Genomic DNA, 22564 nt, shown 5'->3' with positions numbered 1-22564 from the left:
AGGGAGTGGAAGACGATGGACCAAGATGTCGTCGTGGTCGGCCTCGCCTGCCGGTATGCGAATGCCCGCGATTCCGGCGAGTTCTGGCGGACGCTGGCGACCGGGCATTCCGCGATCGACGAGGTCGGCCCCGACCAGTGGGATCGGGACCGCTTCTACGCGGAGGGCGACCGCAATCCCGGCAAGATCAACACCAAGTGGCTCGGACGGCTGACCGGGGCCCGCTACTTCGACAACGCGTTCTTCAACCTTTCGCCGCGCGAAGCGATCGCTATGGACCCGCAGCATCGGCTGCTGCTCGAGGAGGCGTGGCACTGCATCGAGGACTCCGGTCTGCCGATCGATCTGCTGCAGTCCGGGCGCACCTCGGTGAACGTCGGGCTGATGGCGCAGGACTACCTGATCAAGGGCCTCACCAATAACAAGCCGGTCGACGCCTTCGACCCCACCGGCAACTATGCCTGCCTCGCCGCCAACCGAATCTCGTTCCTGCTCAACCTGAACGGGCCGAGTAGAACTGTCGACACCGCCTGCTCGGCGTCGCTGGTCGCGCTCGCGCAGGGCCGCAGCGACCTGCGCACCGAGGACTGCGATTTCGCGTTGGTCGGCGGAGTGAACGTGGTCTGCTCGCCGTGGCGGTACCTGGCGTTCGCCCAGTCGAGGATGCTCAGCCCCGACGGTCAATGCTTCACCTTCGACCGGCGCGCCAACGGCTACGTCCCCGGCGAGGGTGTCGGCATGGTGCTGCTGACCACCCGTGCGAAGGCCGAACGGCTCGGTTGCCACATCTACGGCGTGCTGCGCGGCATCGCCACGAACCACAACGGCCGCAACCGCGGCCTCACCGCACCGAGCGTCGCGGCACAGACCGACGTCATCCGGCGGGCGCTGGCGGACGCCGGAGTCGAGCCGTCGGACGTCAGCTACGTGGAGGCGCACGGCACGGGCACCAGCCTCGGCGACCCGATCGAGATCGAGGCGCTGAACAGCGTCTACGGGCGAGAACGCAGGGCGCCGCTCGCGGTTGGCTCGGTGAAGACCAACATCGGCCACGTCGAGGCGGGCGCGGGCATGGCGGGCCTGATCAAGGTCCTGCTGATGCTGCGCCACGGCCGGATCGCGCCGACCCGCAACATGGAGATCCCCAACCCGCTGCTGCACGCGGTCGGCGCGACCATCCGCTTCCCAGGTGCCCTCGTCGACTGGCAGGCAGAGGACGGCCCGCGGGTGGCCGGCATCAGCTCCTTCGGCTTCGGCGGCGTGAATTGCCATGCGGTGGTGGAGGAGTGCGCACCTCGCGACAGTCGCAGTGCCGCAGGGGGTCACGTCGCTGCCGCGGGCGGCGGCGAGCTACCGGCGCGGAATGCCGATGGCGTCTTCTGCCCGTCGGGAGCTCGGCACAGCGCGACGCCGCGGTGCGCGCCCGCTGTCTTCACGCTAGCCGCCAAAACCTTTGCAGCGCTGCGCAATACGCTTGTTTCCTGGGCTGCTGAACCACGGTGGGCGGAGCCAGGATTCATTCCGCAGCTGTGCCGGGCGGCGAACCAGCGGTTGCTGAGCCTGCCGTATCGGATCGGGGTGACGGCCGAGGACGTCGCGTCGCTGCTTGCCGCGGTACGGGAAGGGGCTGAGCTCAACGGTATTCGGCACGTGTCGACCTCGCCTGAGCCTGTGGTGCTGCTCGCACCGCACGAGGCCGCCGCGGCCGCGCCGGTGGCGCTGCCGGATTCGGCGGCCGAGCGTGAGCTGCGCGCGTTGATCGCCGATCGAGGCGGCGAGTTCGCCGCGGACGCGCGGCTCGCTCGGTTCGTCGCGCATCTCGACGGGCTCGCGGTGTTGACCCGGCGCCGGGTGCCGATCGCCGAGGTGGTCGCGCTCGACGCCGTTGGTGCCGCGGCGGCGCTGGTGCACGCGCAGGCGATTCCCATGGAGGAGGCAGTAGGGGCGCTGCTTGTCGATGATCCGCTGGTGTTGCACGCGCCGCCGCAACACACCGTGGTGGTCGACGGGGAATGCTTGCTGCCCAACGAGATCGACGCCGGTTACCTGAATGAGCTGGTGCGGGGGTGCGCGCGAACCTTGACCGAGGTCACCCCGTACATGACGCAGGCGGCGCTGCTGCTCGACCACCAGCACACCTTCGCGCGCGCCATCGGCCGCTGGGAGGAGCTGCTGGCCGAGCGCGGTTTCGCCGCGGCCGACGCGATTCGGCAATTCGGCGACGCGGCGCCCGAACTGACGCCCGAGCAACTGGCCGCGCTGGCGCTCGCCGTCAATGTGGCCGCGGGGGAGATCGACCGCGCATGGGGGTTGACGCCGCCGGGATGGCTGCCACCCGCGACCGCGGAGCTCGCGGTGCTGATCTGCACGGGCATCATCGATCGAAGTGATGCGGTAGCGGCACTTTTCGGCGATGCCGACCTCACTGCGCTCGCGGACAAAGCACGTGCGCGCTCGATGGTGCGCTCGGCGCGGCTCACTCAGTTCCGTGCACTGACTCGGCGCACGGACGACGCCTACCGTGTGCGTCGACTGGAACTCCCTGCCTCGGCGGACCTCGGCGCCGCCATCGCCGCCGCCGGTGCACGGACGTCGGCGGTGATCGTGCTCGGGCCTTTGGCCGGGGCAGCGCCGCAGGGGGTCGTGCAGATCGCCGACAGCGAACCTGGCGTGCTGACGGCGGCGCTGCTCGAATTATGGTTGCGCGGTTGCGATGTCGACTGGGCGGGCCCACAGCTCGACGAAACACCCCGCCTGCCAGGACTGCCCGGCTACGTCTTCGACCAGCATTCGTTCTGGCACGAGGATACCGACCTGCGCATCGACGGACATGTCCCTGCTGAGCGACCAGCGAGCACAGCGGTCGCGCCAACCCCGGAGCCGGTCGACAACCCGGGCGTCGTCGCGGCACCCGAGTCGATACCCGACCGAACCCCGCTCCTGGAAGAACTGCTGATCGACCTCGTCGCCGAGGCAACCCGCGCGCCACGCGAAACCCTGCGCACTACAACGGCATTCGCCGACCTCGGGATAGATTCGCTGATCATCCACACCGTCAACCTGCAGCTGTCCGAGCGATTCGGCGACATCGCAGCGACCCTGTTCTTCGAATGCCGCGACATCCACGAAGTCGCCACTCGAATCCACCGCGACTACGCCGACGGCGTCCGCACCTACTTCGACGCCGCCCGCACGTCGGCGGCCGTCGACGGCCCGCCGTCGACCGGATCGGTAGCGACTCGACCTGCGACTAGGCGCGAACCAGCAGGCCTGACGGCAACGATCCGGCCCGATCCAGCGGCAGGGGTCGGCGTGGAGTCGGTGGGCCACGCCACTGCATCGACTGGCGGACCGGAATCGACTGCCGCAGTGGACTCATCGGCGGCCGGGCCCGGTCCGGTGGGGCGGTGGCTCGGGTCTTCGGTGCGGCGGTCCGGTGCTCAGCGACCGCGGCATGGCACCGACGGGATCGCCGTGATCGGGTTCGACGGCCGGTTTCCCGGGGCCGATTCGGTGCCGGAGTTCTGGCAGAACCTGTGTGCCGGAGTCGATTCCGTCGGGGAGATTCCGGCGCAACGATGGGATCACGACCGGTACTTCGATCCGCGGCGCAACGTGCCGGGCAAGGTGTACGCGAAGTGGGGCGGGTTCCTTTCCGACGTAGACCTTTTCGATGCGGCGGCATTCGGTATCGCGCCGGTCGAGGCGGCGTTCATGGATCCGCAGGAGCGGTTGTTCCTCGAGGCGACCCGCGGCTGCCTCGAAGTCGCGGGGTACACCCCGGAGCGACTCGGTGCGGAGCACGACAACGAAGTCGGGGTCTTCGTCGGCGCGAGCTTCAACAACTACCAGCTCGTACAGCACGAGGCCGCCGGACCGAACGCCTATGTGCCGATCAACTCGCAGACCTACGCGGTGGCCAATCGGGTGTCCTATCTCAACGACTTCCGCGGTCCGAGTCTGACGGTGGACGCGGCGTGCTCGTCGTCGCTGTATGCCCTGCACTTGGCCTGCGAAAGTTTGCGCCGCGGTGAGTGCTCCGTCGCGGTCGCGGGCGGGGTGAACCTGACGCTGCATCCGTCGAAGTACCAGATGCTTGCGCAGTATCAGTTCCTTTCCTCGGACGGACGTTGTCGGGCGTTCGGCGAGGGCGGCGACGGCTATGTTCCGGCCGAGGCGGTCGGGGCGTTCCTGCTGAAGCCGTTGGCGGACGCGGTAGATGACGGCGACCGGGTCTACGGGGTGATTCGCGGCAGCGCGCTCACGCACGGCGGCCGCACGAACGGTTTCACCGTGCCGAGCCCGGCCGCGCACACCACGGCCATCGAACGTGCCTTGCGGCAGGCGGAGTGGAGCCCGGAGACGGTCACCTACTTCGAAGCGCACGGCACCGGAACGCGACTCGGTGATCCGGTCGAGATCGCCGCCGTCCGTGCCGCTTTCGCCACATCGCGGCGCCAGTACTGCGCGATCGGCTCGGTCAAGTCGAACATCGGGCATGCGGAGGCGGCGGCCGGCGTCGCCCAACTGGCAAAAGTGTTGTTGCAACTGCAGAACCGCACGCTGGTGCCGTCGCTGCTGCATGCCGAGCGCACCAATCCGGCGATCGACTTCGCCAACTCGCCGGTCTACCTGCAGCAGACCCTCGAAGACTGGGATCCCGCGTGCGGCGGTGCCGGCGAGGTGCCGTTGCGCGCGGGGATGTCGTCGATCGGCGCGGGTGGCACCAATGTCCATGTTCTGCTCGAGGAGTACCAGTCATGACGCCCCCGCGATACGTCTTCGGCGTCTCCGGCAGGACCGCCGAAGCCCTACTGGCACAGGCCGGCACGCTGGCCGACTATCTGGAGTCCAGTGTGCGTGATCGCCGCAGGGCGGCGTTCGCCACGACCGTGACGTTGCCCGCGGTCGCGAAAACGCTCCTGCTGCGCCGGGAGGCGCTCGAGCACCGCCTCGCCTTCGTCGCGAGCACACTCGCCGACGCGGTCGAGCAGCTGCGCTACTTCGTCGAACAGTCCGACAATGGAATGTCGCTGCGGGGGAGGGGAATCCACGCGAGCCGCGCCGAAGCGAACCAGTTCGGCGACGCGCTGGAGGCCGACCGCGAGTACCTACGACAGCTGGTTGCGGCAGGCCATCTCGATCGACTGGCCGCACTGTGGTCTGTCGGATTCCCGGTCGACTGGAGTGCCGTCCATCCGGAACTCACCGAGGAACTCCCCGTCTACCTCCCGCCGACCCGATTGTCGCGCCAGCGTTTCTGGCCGCAGCACACGGTGCAAGCCGGGGTGAGTTCTCCGCAGGAGCCAAGCGCACCCACAGTCGCGCCGCTCGCTCGTGCGGACGAGTCCGTTGTCCCGCAGTCGATTCGGATCGAGTTGACCCCGGAGCGAGCACCTGCTGTCGCTCCTGTATCCGAGGCCGTCGTTGAGCTCGACTCCGACTCGTTCCGGTCGGAGCTGGCCGACCTGCCGTCGACACTGCGCCGCCGCCACCTGCGCACTCAGTTACAGCGGTGGATCAGCGAAGCCCTCGCCTATCCGGACGGTGAACTGCCTCCGGTGGATCGCGGGTTCTTCGATCTCGGCATGACCTCGATCCAGCTCGAACAGGTCCGCACCAAGATCACCGCCGCGGTGGGCTTCGAACCCGGCGAGACAACCGCTTTCGACTATCCGACGATCACCGAGTTCGCCGACTATCTCGAACGCTCGCTCGATAGCGCCGCGGCGGCACCGATTCAGGTCCCCGTCGTGCCACCGGACGACGCGAACATGCTGACCACCTTGGACGCCACCGCCATCGAGCAATTGTCGCCGGTGGAACTCGAGCGCGTCCTCACGGCGATCTTGTGACGCCCGGCTTGTCGATCAAGGAACGATGATGACCCTCGAAGAAGAGAACGAGCAGCTCAGGGCGCTGCTGCGGAAGTCGCTCGCGACGATCCGCGAGCTGAACGCGGCCGTCGGCACCGATCCGGCGGCGCCGATCGCGATCATCGGCACGGCATGTGAACTCCCCGGCGGCGCCGATTCTCCGGAAGCCTTCTGGGAGCTGTTGAACTCCGGAAAGTCGTGCGAGCGTGACGCGCCCGCGAGCGAGTGGCTGCGTAGCGTGCACGACCGATACTTCGCGCAGCACCCGGCCGCGGCCGCCTACGCGCCGGCCAATTATCTCGAACGCGACGTGATGCGTTTCGATCCACGACCTTTCGCCATCTCGCCCAACGAAGCCCGTGAGATGGATCCGACCCAGCGGCTCGCGTTGACGTTGACGACCCAGGCGCTCGAACGGGCGGGCTACAACCCGTGGCGGATGACCGGCAAGGTCGGCGTCTACTTCGGCGTCATCGGCGGCGAGTACGGCGCGCTGGCCCGAAAGTCGACGGCGCCTGGCCATTACGTGGCGACCGGAACATTGGACAGCGTGGTTTCCGGCCGGATCAGCCACACCTTCGACTTCGACGGGCCCGCGCTCTCCATCGACACGGCGTGCTCGTCGTCGCTGGTCGCGCTGCACCTGGCCTGCGAGGGAATTCGCAACGGGGACTGCGATGTCGCGGTGGTCGGCGGGGTGAACCTGCTGCTCGACCCGTCGGTGGTCGGCGCACTCGCCGGTTTCGGCGCACTGTCGATGGACGGCCGCTGCCGCCCGTTCACCGAGGACGGTCAAGGCTACGGTCGCGGCGAAGGTGGCGTCGTCGTCGTGCTGAAGCGGCTTGCCGACGCCAGGAACGACCGTGACGATGTGCTCGCGCTGGTCCGCGCCACCGCGGTCAATCACGACGGCCGGTGCAGCGGCCTGACGGTGCCGAACGGCCGGGCGCAACAGGACCTGCTGACCGAGGCATTGCGCAAGGCGAACTTACGCGGGTCCGAGGTGGACTACCTCGAAACCCACGGCACCGGAACACCACTGGGCGACCCGATCGAACTGACGGCCGCCAGTGCCGTGTACTGCCAGGATCGACCGGCCGATCGCCCACTGATCGTCGCCTCCAACAAGGCGCAGATCGGCCATCTGGAGGCCGCGTCCGGCTTGGCTTCGTTGCTCAAAGTGGTTCTGGTGCTCCAGCATCGCCGCATCCCTGCCCAGCCGGGAGCCGACCCGCTCAGCCGCACGATCGACTTCGACACGCTGCGATTGCGGGTCCCCGACGCGCAGGTCGACATTCCGGACGGGGACGTGCTCGCCGCCGTCAGCTCGTTCGGCTTCAGCGGAACGAATGCGCATGTGGTGATCGGCAGTCCGGATGCGCAGGCGCCGATGGCGCGTACCGAGAACCGCACGCACGCACTAGTGTTCGGCGCCCGATCCGCTTCGGCATTGGCGACCACTGTCGACGACGCTCTGCACTACCTCCGCAGCACGTCCGCCACCGCGGCGGACGTGTGCTTCACCTACGCCACCGGCCGCGCGCACGGCCCCTTCCGTACCCACGTAACCGGAACGAACCGCGAAGAGCTGCTCGCCGCCCTCGAAACACTCTCCACTACACCGCAGTTCACCACCCGATCCCGGCTGACTCGAACCGGACCGCTGAAGCTCGCCTTCGTGATTTCGGGACTGATTCCGCAGCAACCGGATCCGCGCGCGGCCGCTTGGCACCGCGCGTTCGCCGGATTCCGCGCCGGTTTCGACGCCGTCGCCGCGGCGTGGACCGCGCATCGCGGCACCGCTCTCTCGCCGGGTGCCGGGACCGAGCAGCCCGTCGAGTCGGCCTGCCATCAGCTCGCCGTGCTGTCCGGCCTCATCCGCCTGTGGCGCAGTTTCGGCATCCAGCCGGAGATCTGGTGCCCCGAGGGCATCGGCCTGTACGCGACCGCCATCGAAACCGGCGCGCGCACAGCAGATTCCGTCATCGCGGAGTTGATCGACCTGTTCGCGGTCGCACATCCGCAATCGACTCTGCTGGCGACCGGCGTTACCGCTCTCCGCATCCCGGAAGTAGCCGTCCCAACCCGGGCGCCCGCGCGGACAACTCGGTTCGACGACGCCGTGATCGACCCGGCCACCGGCGAATTCCTTACCCCGCGAACCGCACACGACCCCGCGTACTGGGCACCGGCCGCATCCGTCGAACCCGACCTGGCCACCAGCGCACGTCGCTGCGTCGAGCACGAGGTGCGGGTGGCGGTCGTGCTCGGGCTCGGCTCGGCCAGTACGCCGATCGAGTCGCTCTCCGTGGTCGAGCTCGATCCGGACTCCCCGGACGCCCTGCTCACGGCGCTACTACGCCTGTACGAGCTGGGTGCGGAAGTCGAGTGGACGCCCTGGTACGAGACCTCACCGGCACGCCGCATCCGCGTGCCCACCTCGGTCTTCGAAGAGGCGACATACGTCATCGATGCCCCGGATCTCGAAGCCACGCACGGAGATATCGCACCCGGCGACGACCCGCTGGAACCCCGCACCCACCCCTCTCCTCGCGGCAACTCCGAACTGGACTTCGTGCTCTCGCCCGCGGCAGTCCCGCTGGCCGACACCCACCACATCGTGCACATCGGCTATTTCGTGGAGATGGTCCTGCGCGCCATCGCCAAGGCCGCCCCTGGAGCCCGCTTCGACGTCGCGGAGATGACCTTCAGCACCGCGCTGGTCGTGACCGAGCGGCCGGTCTCGCTCAGGCTCGTCTTCGACAATCCCGACTCCGCCACACCACGATTCGGCTTCTATTCGCTCACCGACCCGGCGACCAATCGCTGGCGCACCCACGTGTCCGGTGCCCTCACCCGACGGTCGGGTCCTCCTGCGGTCTTCGCCGAAATCACCGGCGGATCAGCAGAATTCCGCACCGCCTACACCGCGTCGGAGTTCTACGCCGCGATGGAGCACCGCGGCCTGCGACTGGGCCCGAGCGTGCGTGCGGTCGGCGCGGTCCGTCGCGCGGGTTCCGTCGCGATCGCCGACGTCGACCCCGACCATGCCATCCGCCCTGACCGTGCCGTAACCCGGGTCGCCCCCGGCATTCTCGACGCCTGCGCGCAGGTCTTCCACGCCCTCATGCCCGACATCGTCGCGCCGACAGCCGCTTTCATGGTCGACCGGATGGCCGGCCTGATCGTGCGCCCCGGCGAGGCGGTGGCACCGCGCACGATCCGGATCGACAACGTCCGTCTCGCCCCTGACGGCAAGAGCGTCATCGGCCGGTTCGCCGTGCTCGATGCCGAGGCCGCCGTCATCGTCGAATGCCAGGAGTGCACGGTCCGGTGGATCGATAGCGGCATCGACTCGGTCATCGCCGCCTCGGGGGTGCTGGCCGACACGCTGCGGCTGAGCCAGGCGGAGCTCGACGAAATCGACACGGCCACCGGGCCGGTCGCCCAGCTGTTGCTCGAGGCGGCCATTGTGCGGTTGGTCGCCGAGCTGACCGGGCTGCGGGCCGAGGAGATCAACGCCGCCGACACCACCGCCGCGCTCGGCATCGATTCGATCCAGGCGACCCGGTTGTACTTGGCACTCGAACCGGTCAACCCGCGCGAGCGTGTCGAGCTGACCGACATCGTGCAGGGCATCGCCATCGCCGAACTAGCGGATCGGTTGCGCGTCGGGCCCGCGCCGACGGTCGAAAGTCCTTCCGCCAAGCCGTATCTCGGACCACGTGCGTCCGACGCTCCGCTCCTGCTGCTGTGCCTCCCGTATGGCGGCGGCAGCACGCTGCTGTTCCACGGCTGGCAGGACCGGCTGCCCGCGGACATCGAGGTGTGCCCGGTCGCCCTGCCCGGCCGCGGCACCAGGCTTGCCGAACCCCTGGTTCCTGACGTCTATCGCATCGTCGACGACCTTGTCGCCGAAGTGCTCCGGACCGTCGACAGACCCTTCGCCCTGTACGGGCACAGCGCGGGCGGATTGATTGGTTACCTGCTCGCGCAGCGCCTGCGCGAGCAGGGGCATCCGGGACCGTGTCACCTGTTCCTCGGTGCTTTCAGCAGCCCCGATCACACCGGCAATCCCTTCTACCTCGGGTGCCGGAAAGACTTGCGCGAGGCCGGTTATCCGGACCTGCCGACCGCCGAGCAGATCCGCGCGATGACCGATCCGCAGCTCGCCGAGCTGGCCTTGCTGCTGAAGTTCCCCGCAGCCGATGCCGACCCTGCCTTCCTCCGGATGGCACTGCCCATCCTGGCCAACGACATCCGCATGGTCGGCAGCTTCCGGCACGCCGAGGCGAAGGTGCTCGACGTGCCGATCACCGCACTGCACGGCCACACCGACGATCGGGTCACCGAGGAGCACATGCGCGGCTGGTCGGCGTGGACTTCCGCTGAGTTCGATCTGCGCGTGCTGGCGGGTGATCACTTCTTCGTGCACACCGAGCAGCGCCGCGACGACGTGCTGGACATTCTCGCGAAGGCGCTCCGATGACGGCCGGATCGGCAACGGCACCACGGGAATACGAGGTGGTCGTGATCGGCGCCGGACCCGTCGGCCTGTTCACCGCCGTGCTGCTCGGCCAGTACGGCGTGCGCACACTGGTGGTGGAACGCAGGCCGCAGATGTACACCTATCCGCGCGCGATCGGCATCGACGACGAGACCATGCGCGCGATGCAGGCGATCGGCATCGCGGACAGTCAACTGCCCCAACTGAAGTACGCGCCGACCATCGAATACCTGTCCCCGGTCGGCTATTCACGGTTCCAGCCGCCAGCTACACCCGGCCCCTACGGGCACCCGTTCCTGGCGACCTTCCTGCAGCCGCGACTCGAGGAAGGCTTGCGGGCCAGGCTGGCCGAACTGCCCTCGGTCGAATTGCGCACCGGCATCGAGTTCGTCGACTTCGACGAGGCGGGCGGCATCATCACCCTGATGCGCGACGCCGACGGCCGGGAACTGCGGGCGTCTTCCCGATTCCTGCTCGGTTGCGACGGCGGCCGCAGCCGCGTCCGCCAGCAGGTGGGCGTGGAGTTGCTCGGCGCGACCCAGGAAGAGAAGTGGTTGGTGGTCGACGTGCGCGACGACGAGGTCCTCGCCGAGGCGATGCGCAGCCGTCATCAGGACGCCTGCGCGCAGCCGATGGTGTCGATCACGCTGCCGGAAGGCCTGCGCCGCATCGAATGCCGACTCGCGGCGGACTCCGCGCGCACCGAGGCCGTAGGGCCGGAGCTCATTCGGGACGTATTGCGACCCTTGGTCGCCGACCATCCGGTCGACGTGGTGCGAGCCGCCGTGTACGAACGCTACTTTCGCCATGCCGAGCACCTGCGCGACGGCAACGTCTTCCTGCTCGGCGACGCCGCCCATCTCGTGCCGCCCTACGGCGGTCAAGGGCTGTGCTCCGGCATCCGCGATGCGATCAACCTGGCTTGGAAGCTCGCGTTCGTGCTCGGCGGCAGGCTCCCCAAAGAGGTGCTCGACAGCTACGACCGCGAGCGCGGTGACCACATGAAGCGCACCGTGGCCTTCGTCAGGCACCTGGCTCGCCGCATCGAGGGCGACAGCGGGGAAGACCCTGTGGCCGAGGAACTTTCGGTCGCCGATCAGCGCCGCGCGAAGCCCGCGCCCGAGTACACGACCGGCTTCTTCGATGAAAAGGCAGGCGGGGGTGCGATGTTCCCGCAGCCGCCGGTCGTGCGCGACGGTGTCACCCAACCACTCGACGACGTCCTCGGCCCCGGCTTCGCCGTGCTTGTCCGCACCAACAGTCGGATCGCAGGGATCGGGTGGCGGGCACTGTTCGGTCCCGACACGTTCGTTGCCCAGGTGCGTACCCTCGACGGTCCGCGGCATGCCGAACCGGGTGTCACCGTGCTCGGTGATCCGACCGGCGAGCTGGTCCGCGCCATCGGCGCCGCCGACTTCGTGGTGCTGCGCCCCGACCGCTTCGTGTTCGCCGCGTATCGGGACGAGCAGGCGCCGAAGGTGGCCGAGCGGCTGTCGGCCTGGCGCCGATCCGCAGGCGGCGTGCGATGAGCGAGCGACCAACGGGCACAGCCGAACAACCGGTGGATGTGCTGATTGTCGGTGCAGGCCCGGTCGGCCTCACGCTGGCGATTGCCCTCGCCGACAACGGCGTGCGCTCGCGCATCATCGACAAGCTCGACGGATGGTCGGAGCTGAGCAAGGCGATGACGCTGACTCCGCGGACCCTCGAATGCTTTCGCATGCTGGGCCTCGCCGACCGTTTCCTCGCGGACGGCATCCTGTCGCGCCGCATCCACCACTACACCGAGCGCCGCAACCCCATCGCGGTCACCGATCTGGCCAAGCTCGACGGTGAATTCCACGGCGTGCTGCATCTGAGCCAGAGCCGGACGATCGGGGTTCTCGCCGCCGCCCTTGCCGAGCGCGGCATCGAAGTGGAACGCGGCCGCGAGCTCACCGAGATCGAGTCGACCGGGAGCGGTCACCGGTCCACGGTCACCACGGCCGACGGCGCGGTCAACACGATCGCGGCGCGCTACGTGGTGGGTGCGGACGGCAGCCGCAGCCGGGTCAGGGAGCTGATCGGCACCGCGTTCGACGGCGCGGAGCAGTCGGAGACCTTCATCATGGCCGACATCGAAATGGCAGGCTTCCCTTACCATCCCGAGGACCGGCACGCCTTCTACCTCGACGAGGGCACCTTCTTCACCATTCTGCCGATCGACGGGCGCTACTTCCGGCTCATCTCCACCTGCCGCATCGCGTCGGCGGAGGTCGACGAGGAATTCATCCTGCGCCGCTTCGATGCGTTGCTGCGCACGGTCGGCCTCGCACACGTCAAACTCGGTGATCCGTTCTGGCTCACCCGGTTCAACCCGCGTCAGTATCTCGCCGAACAGCTGCACGCGAACGGGGTCTTCCTCGTCGGTGATGCCGCGCACATCCAAAGCCCCATCGGCGCACAGGGATTGAATACCGGTATCCAAGATTCGATGAACCTGGCGTGGAAGCTCGGCGTTGCGCTTCGGCACGGCGGCACGGGCGTACTGAACAGCTATCACGAGGAGCGCCATCCGGTCGCGCAGCGCCTCTTCGAGTACAACAACGTGCTCAGCGAGCGCATCTTCGGCCGAAACCGCCTCAAACGCCAGTTCTTGCGCTACCAGAACTATTTGCTGCGCCTGCCGTCGTTCCACGCTGAAGAGCTCGCGAAGGTTAGCCAGTATCGCGTCGGCTACCCGGCGGGCGGACTGTTCGCCCGCCCCACTCCTGGCGCCCACCCCGCGGGCCCGCGGCTCCGCGTCGGAGACCGCATGCCGCACTGCGTTTTCGAGACTGCCGACGGCACCCCGTTCCAGCTGCTCATCGAACTCGGGGCGTGCCGCCACCTGCTCCTGGTCTTTGCCGGCGAGGATCTCGATGCGCCGGAAACCGTTGCGGCACGCGGGCAGTCCGAGGTGACCCGCTATGTCGTCTACGACCGGCCGTCACCGCGACAGCGATACCGGCGGCCAGAAGGCGCCGACGTCCTATTCGACAGGTCGGGGCGCTCGCGCGAGCAGCTAGAGGTGCCACCGCACACCAGTGTGCTGATCCGGCCGGACGGCTACATCGCGGCGCTGTTCCGCAACGGCGATCATCGTGCGCTCGAAACCTATTGGGACCTGATCACATCGACCACACCAACCCAGCACCCCGAGGACAGACTATGAAGGCACTGCGATTCGATCGGATCGGTTCACTGGACGCGCTGACGCTCACCGACGTGCTTCGCCCTGAGGTCGTCGCGGGCGAGGTGGTCGTGCGTGTCCATGCCGCGGGCGTCAACCCGAGCGACTTCAAGAATGTGCTCGGCAAGTTCCCGTACACCACGGTCCCGCGCATACCGGGCCGCGATTTCGCCGGTGTCGTGGTCGCAGGCCCGTGTGCACTCGTCGGTCAGGAAGTGTGGGGCAGCGGTAGGGAACTCGGCTTCGTCCGTGACGGGTCGCACGCCGAGTATCTCGCGCTGCCCGCCGATGGCGTGGCCCGCAAGCCCGCAACGCTGTCCTTCGCCGAGGCCGCCGCGTCCGGCGTGCCCTACCTGACCGCGTGGGAAGCGGTGGAGCGCACCGGCATCCACGCGGGTTCCACAGTGGTGCTCATCGGCATGGGCGCGGTCGGCACGGCCGCATATCTGCTCGCCGTCGCCCGCGACGCCAATGTCCTTGTCGGCGTTCGCCGTTCGGAGCACGCCGACGAGCTGAACGACCGTGGCATCAAGGCGCTCGTCCTGGACGAGGAGTTCCCCGCACGGGTGCACGAGCGTTTCACCGACGGTGCCGAGGTGGTGTTCGACACCACCGGATTCTGGCTGCCGACCGCGATCAAGGCGCTCGGCGGCGGCGGGCACCTCGCGGTGATCGCCGCCCCGTCCGACGGTCACGAGCGAGTCCCGGTGCTGGAGTTCTACCGTCGCGGTGCCACCCTCATCGGCGTCAACTCGGCCAGGCACGACACCATCGCCAGCGCGGTCGCGCTGAGCCGCCTCGGCGAGCTGTTCGAATCGGGTGCGCTGCCGGTGCCGACCGGCATCGTCACCAGGCCGCTGGACAAGGCCGTCGAGACCTACCGCGATCTGGCCGAGGGCGCCACCGACAAGTTCGTCCTCACCAACGACCTGAACGACTGACATCCCATGCCTGTCTTCGTCTTTCCCGGCCAGGGCTCGCAGTTTCCCGGGATGGGACTCGAGCTGTTCGACGAGTTTCCCGAGATCGTCCGCGAGGCCGAGACGGTCCTCGGCTATTCGGTGCCCGAGGTGTGCCTGGAACCAGGCGGTGCGCGCCTCGCACAGACCCGCTATGCGCAACCGGCCATCTACGTTGTGAATGTCTTGACCTATCTCCGTTTTCAGCGCAGGTCGGCGGTGCGGCCCTCCTATCTGCTCGGGCACAGCCTGGGGGAGTACTGCGCGTTGTACGCCGCCGGTGCCTTCGATTTCGCGACCGGACTGCGGCTGGTTGCGCTACGCGGCGCGCTGATGGCCGAAGCGGAGGACGGCGCGATGGCCGCGGTCGTCGGCCTGGCCGCGGAGCAGGTCGAGGCCACCGCGGCGACCTGGCCGGGCGGCGGATTGTGGGTGGCGAACCTGAATACCCCGGACCAGGTGGTCATTTCGGGCGGTGTCGAACCGGTCCGCGCCGCACGCGAGCACTTCCTGGCCGCGGGCGCGACCCGCTATGTCGTCTTGCCGGTCAGCGGGGCGTTCCATTCACCGCTGATGGCGACCGCGCAGGCCGGATTCGCCGCCGTGCTTGCGGATGCGCCGTTGCATGAGCTCCGAATTCCCGTGGTGGCCAACCTGACCGGTGCGCCACACACCGACGCGGGACTGCGCGACTCGCTGGCCGCGCAGATCTGCGGCCCCGTCCGCTGGGCCGACAGCATCCGGCTGCTGCTCGATCGCGGCGAGACCCGGTTCATCGAAACCGGGGCCCGCCGGGTGCTGACGCCGATGATCGAAAAGATCGCCTCCTGAACTCACTCCTCGAACTGTGTGCGCTTCCAGTCGCCGTACGGTTCGTCGCGCTCCCGCACGGCCTCCCGGAAACCCTTGGTCGCCGAACGCAATTGGAAGGCATGGCCCTCGCGAGTGTGCCGGGAGATGCCGTCGAAGACGGTGCTGACCATGCCGGAGTTCGCCACGCCCTGCGCGAGCAGCGCGCTGTTGAGCGCCAGCTTCGCCATCATCAGCTGGTTGATCGGCATCCGCGCGATGCGCGCCAGCAACGCCTCGGTGCGCGCGTCCAGCTCAGCGGCGGGCGGCGCCTCGACCGCGAGCCCCCATTCCTCGGCCTGCTTGCCGGACAGGCAATCTCCGGTGAACAGCAGCCGCTTGGCGCGCTGGTCGCCGAGCCGGTGCGCCCACATGCCCGCGGACGGGATGCCCCACACCCGGGTGGGTGGATAGCCGATCTTGGTGTCGGCGGCGCAGATGATCTGGTCGGCGTACAACGCGATATCGGTGCCGCCCGCGACGGCGAAGCCGTGCAGCTTGGCGACCGTCGGCTTGTTGGCATACAGCAGGCTGGCGAAGCCGCGGTTGAACCGGCTCATCATCGCGTAGTCGACCATGGGATCCCAAGTGCCCCAAGGATTGTGGTTCTGGGCCTGCACCGTCGGATCGAGCACGGTGCCGACCCGCGACTGCGCCGCGGTGCCGTCGGGTGCACCCGTTGCGCCGGCATCGATCTCGCTCTCGGCGAAGAGCGACAGGTCGTAGCCGCCGCAGAAGCCCTTGCCCCGCCCGGAAACCACCATCACGTGGACCCGGGGATCGAGATCGGCCCGCTCGACCGCGTGCGCCAGCTCGGTGGGGGTGTCGGCGGTGATCGCGTTGCCGTGCTCGGGCCGGTTGAACGTGATCCGCGCGATCCGCCCGGTCACCTCGTAGGTCAACGTGCGGTAGTCGGACCCCGACGGCGGCAGCGGGCGGTCGGCCCACGGCGAACCGGGGGCTTCGGTGAGCCCCTCGTACCACGCCGCCGGCCGGGTGCCGGAGTGATTCTCGAAATCTGACATGAGGCTTCCTGACTGCGTCGGTGGGCGGAGTAGCGCGCTGCGGTATTACATTCTTGTGTCAACTGAAGAATGACTGTAATACTGATGGCATGCCAACGCATGCGGTCACGAACCAAGTTCCCCCGCTGGTCGACTATGACGCCGCCGAGCAGCCGGTCATCCTCGAAGCGCTGCAGCGCGCAGGCGCCGACCATGCGCTGGAAGAGCTGCACGAGATCGGACGGCTCGCGGGCAGCGCCGAGGCCATCGAGCTCGGCGACTTCGCCGAGGCGCACCCGCCGGTGCTGAAGACGCACGACCGGTACGGGCACCGCATCGACGAGGTGGTGTACGGCCCGAGCTATCACCAGCTGATGACGCACGCGATCGGCTTCGGACTGCACGGCGCGGTGTGGGCCGACCCCAACCCGAAACCGCATCTGACGCGCGCCGCGAAACTGAGCGTGTGGGGGCCGGTGGACGCAGGCCACGGCTGCCCGATCTCGATGACCTACGCCGTGGTCCCGGCCCTGCGTGCCGCGCCGGAACTCGCCGCGCAGTACGAACCTTTGCTGTGCGCCAAGGAATACGACCCCGGTCTGCGTGCGCCGCTGACCAAGCGCGGCCTCATCGCGGGCATGTCGATGACGGAAAAGCAAGGCGGCTCGGATGTTCGGGCCAACACCACCACCGCGACCGCGATGTCCGACGGCAGCTACCGGATCGCCGGGCACAAGTGGTTCACCTCGGCGCCGATGTCGGACCTGTTCCTGACGCTGGCCCAGGCGCCAGGCGGGCTCTCCTGTTTCCTCGTCCCGCGCGTGCTGCCCGACGGCACTCGCAATGCCTTTGCGCTGCAACGGCTCAAGGACAAACTGGGCAACCGCTCCAATGCCAGCAGCGAGGTCGAATACGACAACACCGTCGGCTGGCTGGTCGGCGACGAAGGCCGCGGCGTGCCGACGATCATCGAGATGGTCAACCTGACCAGGCTCGACTGCACCATCGGCAGCGCGACCATGATGCGCACCGGAGTCATCCAGGCCGCACACCACGCCGCGCACCGGACGGCCTTCGGTGCCACCCTCGCCGACCAGCCGTTGATGCGAAATGTGCTCGCCGACCTGGCAATCGAGGCCGAAGCGGCGACCACCGTCGCGCTGTGGCTCGCCGACCTCACCGACCAGGCGACCGCCGGCGTCGACGGCGCCGACCCGCTGCGGCGGATCGCACTCGCGGTCAGCAAATACTATGTGTGCAAACGCGGTCCGATCCACGCCGCCGAGGCGCTGGAATGCCTGGGCGGCAACGGCTATGTCGAAGAATCTCGGATGCCGAGGCTGTATCGAGAAGCGCCGCTGATGTCGATCTGGGAGGGCTCGGGCAATGTCGCGGCGCTCGACACCTTGCGTGCCATGGCCAAACAACCCGAAACCCTCGACGTTTACTTCACCGAGGTCAAACGTGCCGCGGGCGCCGATCCGCATCTCGACGCCGCGATCGCCCGTCTCGAACAACAATTCGGCGATTTCGACACGATCCAGCACCGCGCGCGTCGCATCGTCGGCGACATGGCGCAGATTCTTCAGGCCTCGCTGCTCGTCCGTTATGGGCACCCCGCTGTTGCTGACGCGTTCACGGTGAGCCGGCTCGGTGGTGAGCACGGCGATGTTTTCGGGACACTACCGACCGGTATCGATAGTGCGGCGATCATTCAACGTGTTACCCCCAAAACGGGGAACTGAGATCGATCGGGAGTTCGTCGGCCACCGAACCGGTTAGGTCCTAGGCGTCGGACGTGACGAGCAGCTGCTCTGCGAAAGCCATGAATTCGGTACGGAACGCCGCATATTCGGCGCGTAGCCTGGTGCCCGGCCAGTCGGTGGGTAGCAGTGCGGCGGGGAGCAGCGGGTCGTCGAGAATATGCCGCACGGCCGCTGCGGCGACCTCGAACCGTTCCCGCATCGATGCCGAAGTCGTGAACGCGTGCAGCAACTGCTCCGCCTCGCGCGCCCAAAGTTGGGGCGCGAAAAGGGCTTCCGCCATCATCTCCGGTGAATCCTGCGGCACCGCACTGAACACGGAAACCCGGCGGCCTGCCTCCGGCCCGAGAACGACATCGATGTTCGCGGGCCGGGTCCAGACGCCCTCGCGCAATTCGGCGAGTTTGCGGGTGCGCATCGTATCCCGGAAGGCGGTTCTGGCCGCGGCGTCGTCACCGACGGCGGTCACCACCGCCAAATACCATTCACCGCGCCACGCCCGCTCCACGGGACTCACCGAGGCGTCCTGCCTGCGCTGTCGCTCGATCAGCCGGTCCGAGAGCCGATACACGCCATTCGCGCGTTCCAGATCGCCCATGGCAACCATCCGAGTCAGCGCGACGCGCACAGCCGATTGTTGCAATCCGAGTTCCTCGGCCACCGAAACGATCCAGCTGACCGGTGCCTCCGCGGGATGCGCTCCGAGCAAAGCACTCAGAATTGCGGACCGAGCGGTCAGCTTCCGCATGCGCATTGCCTACTCACTCCGTCCTGCCGGATCACCCTTCGTCGAGTCCGCTATCCGACTCGGCCATGTCGCTAGTTCGCGTTGTTATATGCCGCGACAATGTCTGCGGGGATCCTTCCTCGGGTCGATACGTTGTGCCCATGCTGCCGTGCCCATTCCCGGATCGCCGCGGTTTGCTCGCGGTCGGTCGCGGAGGTGGCTTTACCGGTGCCTTTGCGCTTGGACGCCCGACCGGTCTTGCGTGCCTTTTCTGCCCACGGCTCCAGCGTCACCCGCAGCTTGCCCGCGTTCTTGGTGGACAGATCGATCTCGTAGGCGACGCCGTCAATCGAAAATTGAACTGTTTCATTCGCTTTCGACTTGCCGTCGTAGTCGTCAACGAGGGTGACGGTGACTTTCTTGGCCATCGGGTGCGTCCTTTGCGTAGTCACGAGTATTTGCTCGAAATACTAATACCGTATCGTACGCAACTCGGCACGGAGAAAAGTGCTGTGCCGCAGAAGTGTGCGCAGACCGAACGTGCGGTACTCATCGCAGTGATTCCGCCGCGGCATCGGCTATCGCCGCGGCGACCGAGCTCAATGCCGGTGAGTCGAGTCGCCATTGCTGCCAGTACAGCGGGACATCGATGAATGCGTCGCCGTCGATCGCGACCAGCTCGGTATCCCGCAGATTCGCCGATTGCAGATCGGGCAACATACCCCAGCCGAGTCCGAGGCGAAGCGCCTCGGCAAAACCGGTCGAGGAAGGAACGTAATGCCGCGGCGGGTCAAGCATTTGGCGGCTGCGGCGGCGTAAATGCCGGTCTTGCAGATCGTCTTTGCGGTCGAACAACACCACCGGCGCAACGGCATACGCCGCTGCGGTCGCGCCGTTGCCGAACCATGTTCTGGCAAAACAAGGTTCGGCCATCGGCCGGTAGCGCATCGCGCCGAGCCGCTCGACTTTGCACCCCTGCACCGGTGTCGAGGTCGAGGTGATCGCCGCCATCACCGTGCCGTCACGGAGCAGTCGGGTGGTGTGTTCCTCGTCCTCGCGGTGTATCTCGAAGCAGATGCCTGCGGGTGCCGCGGCCAGCGCGGGCAACACCCAGGTCTCCAGCGAATCGGCGTTCACCGCGATGGGCAGCCGGATCGGGCTGTGGGCGGCGCCGAGTTCACGGGCGGTGTCTCCGGCCAGCAACTCGACCTGCCTGGCCAGCCGCAGCACCGCGAGCCCGGACTCGGTGGCGCGCACCGGTTTCGTGCGTTGCAGCAGGACCCGGCCTGCCGCATCCTCGAGTGCCTTGATGCGTTGACTGATCGCGGACGGTGTGACCTGGAGGCGCTTCGCGGCGGCGTCGAAGGTGCCCTCGGTGACCGCCGCGTGCAAGGCGCGGAGCTGATCCAGCTGCAGGTCCATGTTAAGGAATCGTAATGGTAATGCAGAAACTTTAGTTTGCCAGGGGATAATGTCTGCTCCTAGCGTCGGTCACGTGACAGATTCGTCTGCGGCACTCGCCGCCCTCTCCGGTTTCGGCTTCGGACTCTCGCTGATCGTGGCGATCGGTGCGCAGAACGCGTTCGTGCTGCGCCAGGGCGTGCGCGGGCAGCACATTTTCACGGTGGTCGCGGTGTGTGCGCTGTCGGACATGGTGCTGATCGCGGCGGGCGTCGGCGGTTTCGGCGTGGTCATCCAGTCGATGCCTGCGGTCGTCGTGGTGGTGCGCTACGCGGGCGCCGCGTTCCTGCTCGGCTACGCCGTGCTCGCGGCGCGGCGGGCCTGCGCCGCGACGGCGCTCACCGCCGAATCCGCGGGCGCGACAGTCGCGCTCGGCGCCACCGTGGCCACCAGCCTGGCGCTGACCTGGCTGAACCCGCACGTCTACCTCGACACCGTTGTCCTGCTCGGATCCTTCGCCAATACCTACGCCAATCCCGACCGGTGGTTTCTCGGCGCAGGCGCGATGGTGGGCAGCATCCTCTGGTTCGCAGGCCTCGGATACGGTGCGCGGCTGCTCGGTCCGCTCTTCGCCCGTCCGTTCGCCTGGCGCATCATGGATTCCGCGATCGCCGTCGTGATGACGCTGCTTGCGGTCGGACTGTTGGTCGCCGGTCCGTCGAGCTGAGGAAACTCGGACGTTGCCGATGAGCGCTGGTCGAGTGCTGGTCTGGGAGAACGGGGTTGGCTGCGTACCCGACGTGACGCGAGACACAGCCATCGAACGGTAGGTACTGATTAGGCCATGGGGTGCCGGGTATTGCGGCGAATGACAGCCCACACCCAATATGGAGGAGTTGTTCTTATATGACCAAGCACGACAGCGGACCCCGTGAGGCCGTCGAAGGCGTCGTCGAGGACGTCAAGGGCAAGGCCAAGGAAGCGGCGGGCATCGTCACCGGGAACGAAGGCCTGAAGAGCGAGGGCCGCGCCCAGCAGGACAAGGCCGAATCCCAGCGCGAGGCCGCCAAGAAGGAGGCCGAGGCCGAGAAGGCTCGTGCCGAAGCCACTCTCGACGAGGCGCGACAGAGCGCTTACGAGAGCGGCAAGGACTCCTGATCGCTTTGTACTAGCGGCGGCGCGGGACGGTTTACCGTCCCGCGCCGCCGAATTATGTTGCGGTGCGGAACATCCGGGCGGCTTGTGCCCGCTCCGTGAGAATCTGACGGCGTCGCTCGGTCATCGCCGTAGCCGGTGCACCGCCGGAGACAAGGGCCGCGTACAGCGCCGCAGCGTCCTCGATCGCGTCGCGGGCGCCGACTCCGGCGGCGGGGGTGATGGCGTGATCGGCGTCGCCACACAGGATTACCGGCGGTTGCGGGGCGCGGGCAGTGGCGAGCGGCACCGTGCGGGCGTTGGATACGTGCACGGTGTCGGTGGCCGCCAGCATGGCCGCGACGAGGCCGGGGTCGGCGGCCGCGCCCGCCGCGATCGGTTCGGTCCACCGCCCGACGGGCTGAAAACCGATGTCGTGCACGGCGAGTTCCTGGCGCGTGAGCCGGATGAACCACACGGCGACAGTGTCGTTCCAGAAGTGTCCGAAGGTGGTTGTCGGACGGCCGTTTTCGTCGATCCTGCGATGGAAGTGCAGTACCGACGGATCGGTGTGCGGCTGTACTGGACGTTCTGTGATGCCGTAAACAACGATCTGCCCGGCATATTCGGCCGTGCGGTCGGGCTCGAGGCGGCGCCGGGCGAGTGAGTCGATGCCGTCCGCGGCAACGATCACCTCGTCTGCGGGTAATGACGTATCACCGCTGAAAATCGTTCCCGTGACGGTGTCCACGTCGGTGACGGTGGTGTCGTAATGCAGTTCGGCCTTTGTGTCAGTGGCGAATTCGGCCAGCACCCGCATAAGGTCGGCGCGTAGGTAGAGCCGCCGGTCCGCGTCAGCGCTCGGTCCCGGGCCTGGCAGATCATCGGCCCGGAGCCCGACCAGCGGATGCGATGCCGCGCGGAGTTCATCGAGCGAAACCCCGAGCCCGGCCAACGCCGCGTGCGCCCGGCCGTCGAGCACCAGAAACGCGCCCGCACCAACGGTCGGCTGACTCTCGTACACGGTGACCGCGCATTCGGCCCTGGCGAGCGCTCCGGCGAGCACCGTCCCGGCAATGCCCCCGCCGATGATCGTGACCATCTCCCCACCCTAGGCCTGCGGATTCCGCTGA

The 22564-nt window shown here is 67.8% G+C and carries 15 protein-coding genes; 10 read left to right on the top strand and 5 right to left on the bottom strand.

Annotated elements, in window-relative coordinates:
* Positions 1–15: 15 nt before the first annotated feature.
* Genes ACGFNJ_RS11920 through fabD form a run of 7 tightly spaced genes read left to right on the top strand, consistent with a single transcriptional unit; the run spans position 16 to position 15384 of the window.
* On the top strand, positions 16–4764 hold the full coding sequence (locus ACGFNJ_RS11920) for a beta-ketoacyl synthase N-terminal-like domain-containing protein (RefSeq protein ID WP_393446325.1): 4749 nt from the start codon (positions 16–18) through the stop codon (positions 4762–4764).
* Positions 4761–5855, top strand: a complete 1095-nt coding sequence (locus ACGFNJ_RS11915; RefSeq protein WP_393446323.1) for a phosphopantetheine-binding protein — start codon at positions 4761–4763, stop codon at positions 5853–5855. Before ACGFNJ_RS11920 ends, ACGFNJ_RS11915 begins: the two co-directional genes overlap by 4 nt.
* Before the next feature lie 28 nt (positions 5856–5883).
* Positions 5884–10365: a beta-ketoacyl synthase N-terminal-like domain-containing protein gene (locus tag ACGFNJ_RS11910; protein WP_393446321.1), complete on the top strand. Its 4482-nt coding sequence runs from the start codon at positions 5884–5886 to the stop codon at positions 10363–10365.
* Positions 10362–11912, top strand: a complete 1551-nt coding sequence (locus ACGFNJ_RS11905; RefSeq protein WP_393446319.1) for an FAD-dependent monooxygenase — start codon at positions 10362–10364, stop codon at positions 11910–11912. The genes ACGFNJ_RS11910 and ACGFNJ_RS11905 overlap by 4 nt, the downstream gene beginning before the upstream one ends.
* Positions 11909–13576, top strand: a complete 1668-nt coding sequence (locus ACGFNJ_RS11900) for an FAD-dependent monooxygenase (protein ID WP_393446317.1) — start codon at positions 11909–11911, stop codon at positions 13574–13576. Before ACGFNJ_RS11905 ends, ACGFNJ_RS11900 begins: the two co-directional genes overlap by 4 nt.
* Complete coding sequence (locus ACGFNJ_RS11895; protein WP_393446315.1) at positions 13573–14535, top strand: zinc-binding alcohol dehydrogenase family protein; 963 nt, start codon at positions 13573–13575, stop codon at positions 14533–14535. Before ACGFNJ_RS11900 ends, ACGFNJ_RS11895 begins: the two co-directional genes overlap by 4 nt.
* 6 nt (positions 14536–14541) lie before the next feature.
* Positions 14542–15384, top strand: a complete 843-nt coding sequence (gene fabD, locus ACGFNJ_RS11890; protein WP_393446313.1) for an ACP S-malonyltransferase — start codon at positions 14542–14544, stop codon at positions 15382–15384.
* 2 nt (positions 15385–15386) lie between these two features.
* On the opposite strand, the gene ACGFNJ_RS11885 is transcribed toward fabD, so the two are convergent.
* Positions 15387–16427 carry a crotonase/enoyl-CoA hydratase family protein gene (locus tag ACGFNJ_RS11885; protein ID WP_393446311.1) on the bottom strand — a complete coding sequence of 347 codons (1041 nt, stop codon included), beginning with the start codon at positions 16425–16427 and terminating at the stop codon, positions 15387–15389.
* Between the two features lie 89 nt (positions 16428–16516).
* On the opposite strand from ACGFNJ_RS11885, the gene ACGFNJ_RS11880 reads away from it, so the two are divergent.
* Positions 16517–18151, top strand: coding sequence for an acyl-CoA dehydrogenase family protein (locus ACGFNJ_RS11880; protein ID WP_393446309.1), 1635 nt, complete (start codon positions 16517–16519; stop codon positions 18149–18151).
* A 40-nt stretch (positions 18152–18191) separates the two neighbouring features.
* Here ACGFNJ_RS11880 and ACGFNJ_RS11875 read toward each other — a convergent pair whose 3' ends face one another.
* The 3 genes from ACGFNJ_RS11875 to ACGFNJ_RS11865 form a co-directional block, all read right to left on the bottom strand.
* Entirely contained in the window at positions 18192–18917 is a 726-nt protein-coding gene (locus tag ACGFNJ_RS11875; protein ID WP_393446307.1) for a PaaX family transcriptional regulator C-terminal domain-containing protein, read from the bottom strand.
* A 71-nt stretch (positions 18918–18988) separates the two neighbouring features.
* The gene (locus ACGFNJ_RS11870) at positions 18989–19324 is read right to left on the bottom strand and encodes an Lsr2 family protein (protein ID WP_069166776.1); all 336 of its coding nucleotides are present in this window, start codon (positions 19322–19324) and stop codon (positions 18989–18991) included.
* Between the two features lie 121 nt (positions 19325–19445).
* Complete coding sequence (locus tag ACGFNJ_RS11865; protein ID WP_393446304.1) at positions 19446–20318, bottom strand: LysR family transcriptional regulator ArgP; 873 nt, start codon at positions 20316–20318, stop codon at positions 19446–19448.
* A 73-nt stretch (positions 20319–20391) separates the two neighbouring features.
* On the opposite strand from ACGFNJ_RS11865, the gene ACGFNJ_RS11860 reads away from it, so the two are divergent.
* Both ACGFNJ_RS11860 and ACGFNJ_RS11855 read left to right on the top strand, forming a co-directional pair.
* The gene (locus ACGFNJ_RS11860) at positions 20392–21024 is read left to right on the top strand and encodes a LysE/ArgO family amino acid transporter (protein ID WP_393446302.1); all 633 of its coding nucleotides are present in this window, start codon (positions 20392–20394) and stop codon (positions 21022–21024) included.
* Positions 21025–21203: 179 nt separating this feature from the next.
* On the top strand, positions 21204–21455 hold the full coding sequence (locus tag ACGFNJ_RS11855) for a CsbD family protein (RefSeq protein WP_393446300.1): 252 nt from the start codon (positions 21204–21206) through the stop codon (positions 21453–21455).
* Between the two features lie 52 nt (positions 21456–21507).
* Here the strand turns inward: ACGFNJ_RS11855 and ACGFNJ_RS11850 are convergent, their stop codons facing one another.
* Entirely contained in the window at positions 21508–22533 is a 1026-nt protein-coding gene (locus ACGFNJ_RS11850; protein WP_393446298.1) for an FAD-dependent oxidoreductase, read from the bottom strand.
* Positions 22534–22564: the final 31 nt, after the last annotated feature.

Origin of the sequence: Nocardia sp. NPDC049149 (assembly GCF_043197455.1) — a bacterium.
In the GTDB taxonomy this organism is placed as follows: domain Bacteria; phylum Actinomycetota; class Actinomycetes; order Mycobacteriales; family Mycobacteriaceae; genus Nocardia.
The sequence above is the reverse complement of the archived record's forward strand: the minus strand, read 5'-3'. Positions and strand labels throughout refer to the sequence as shown.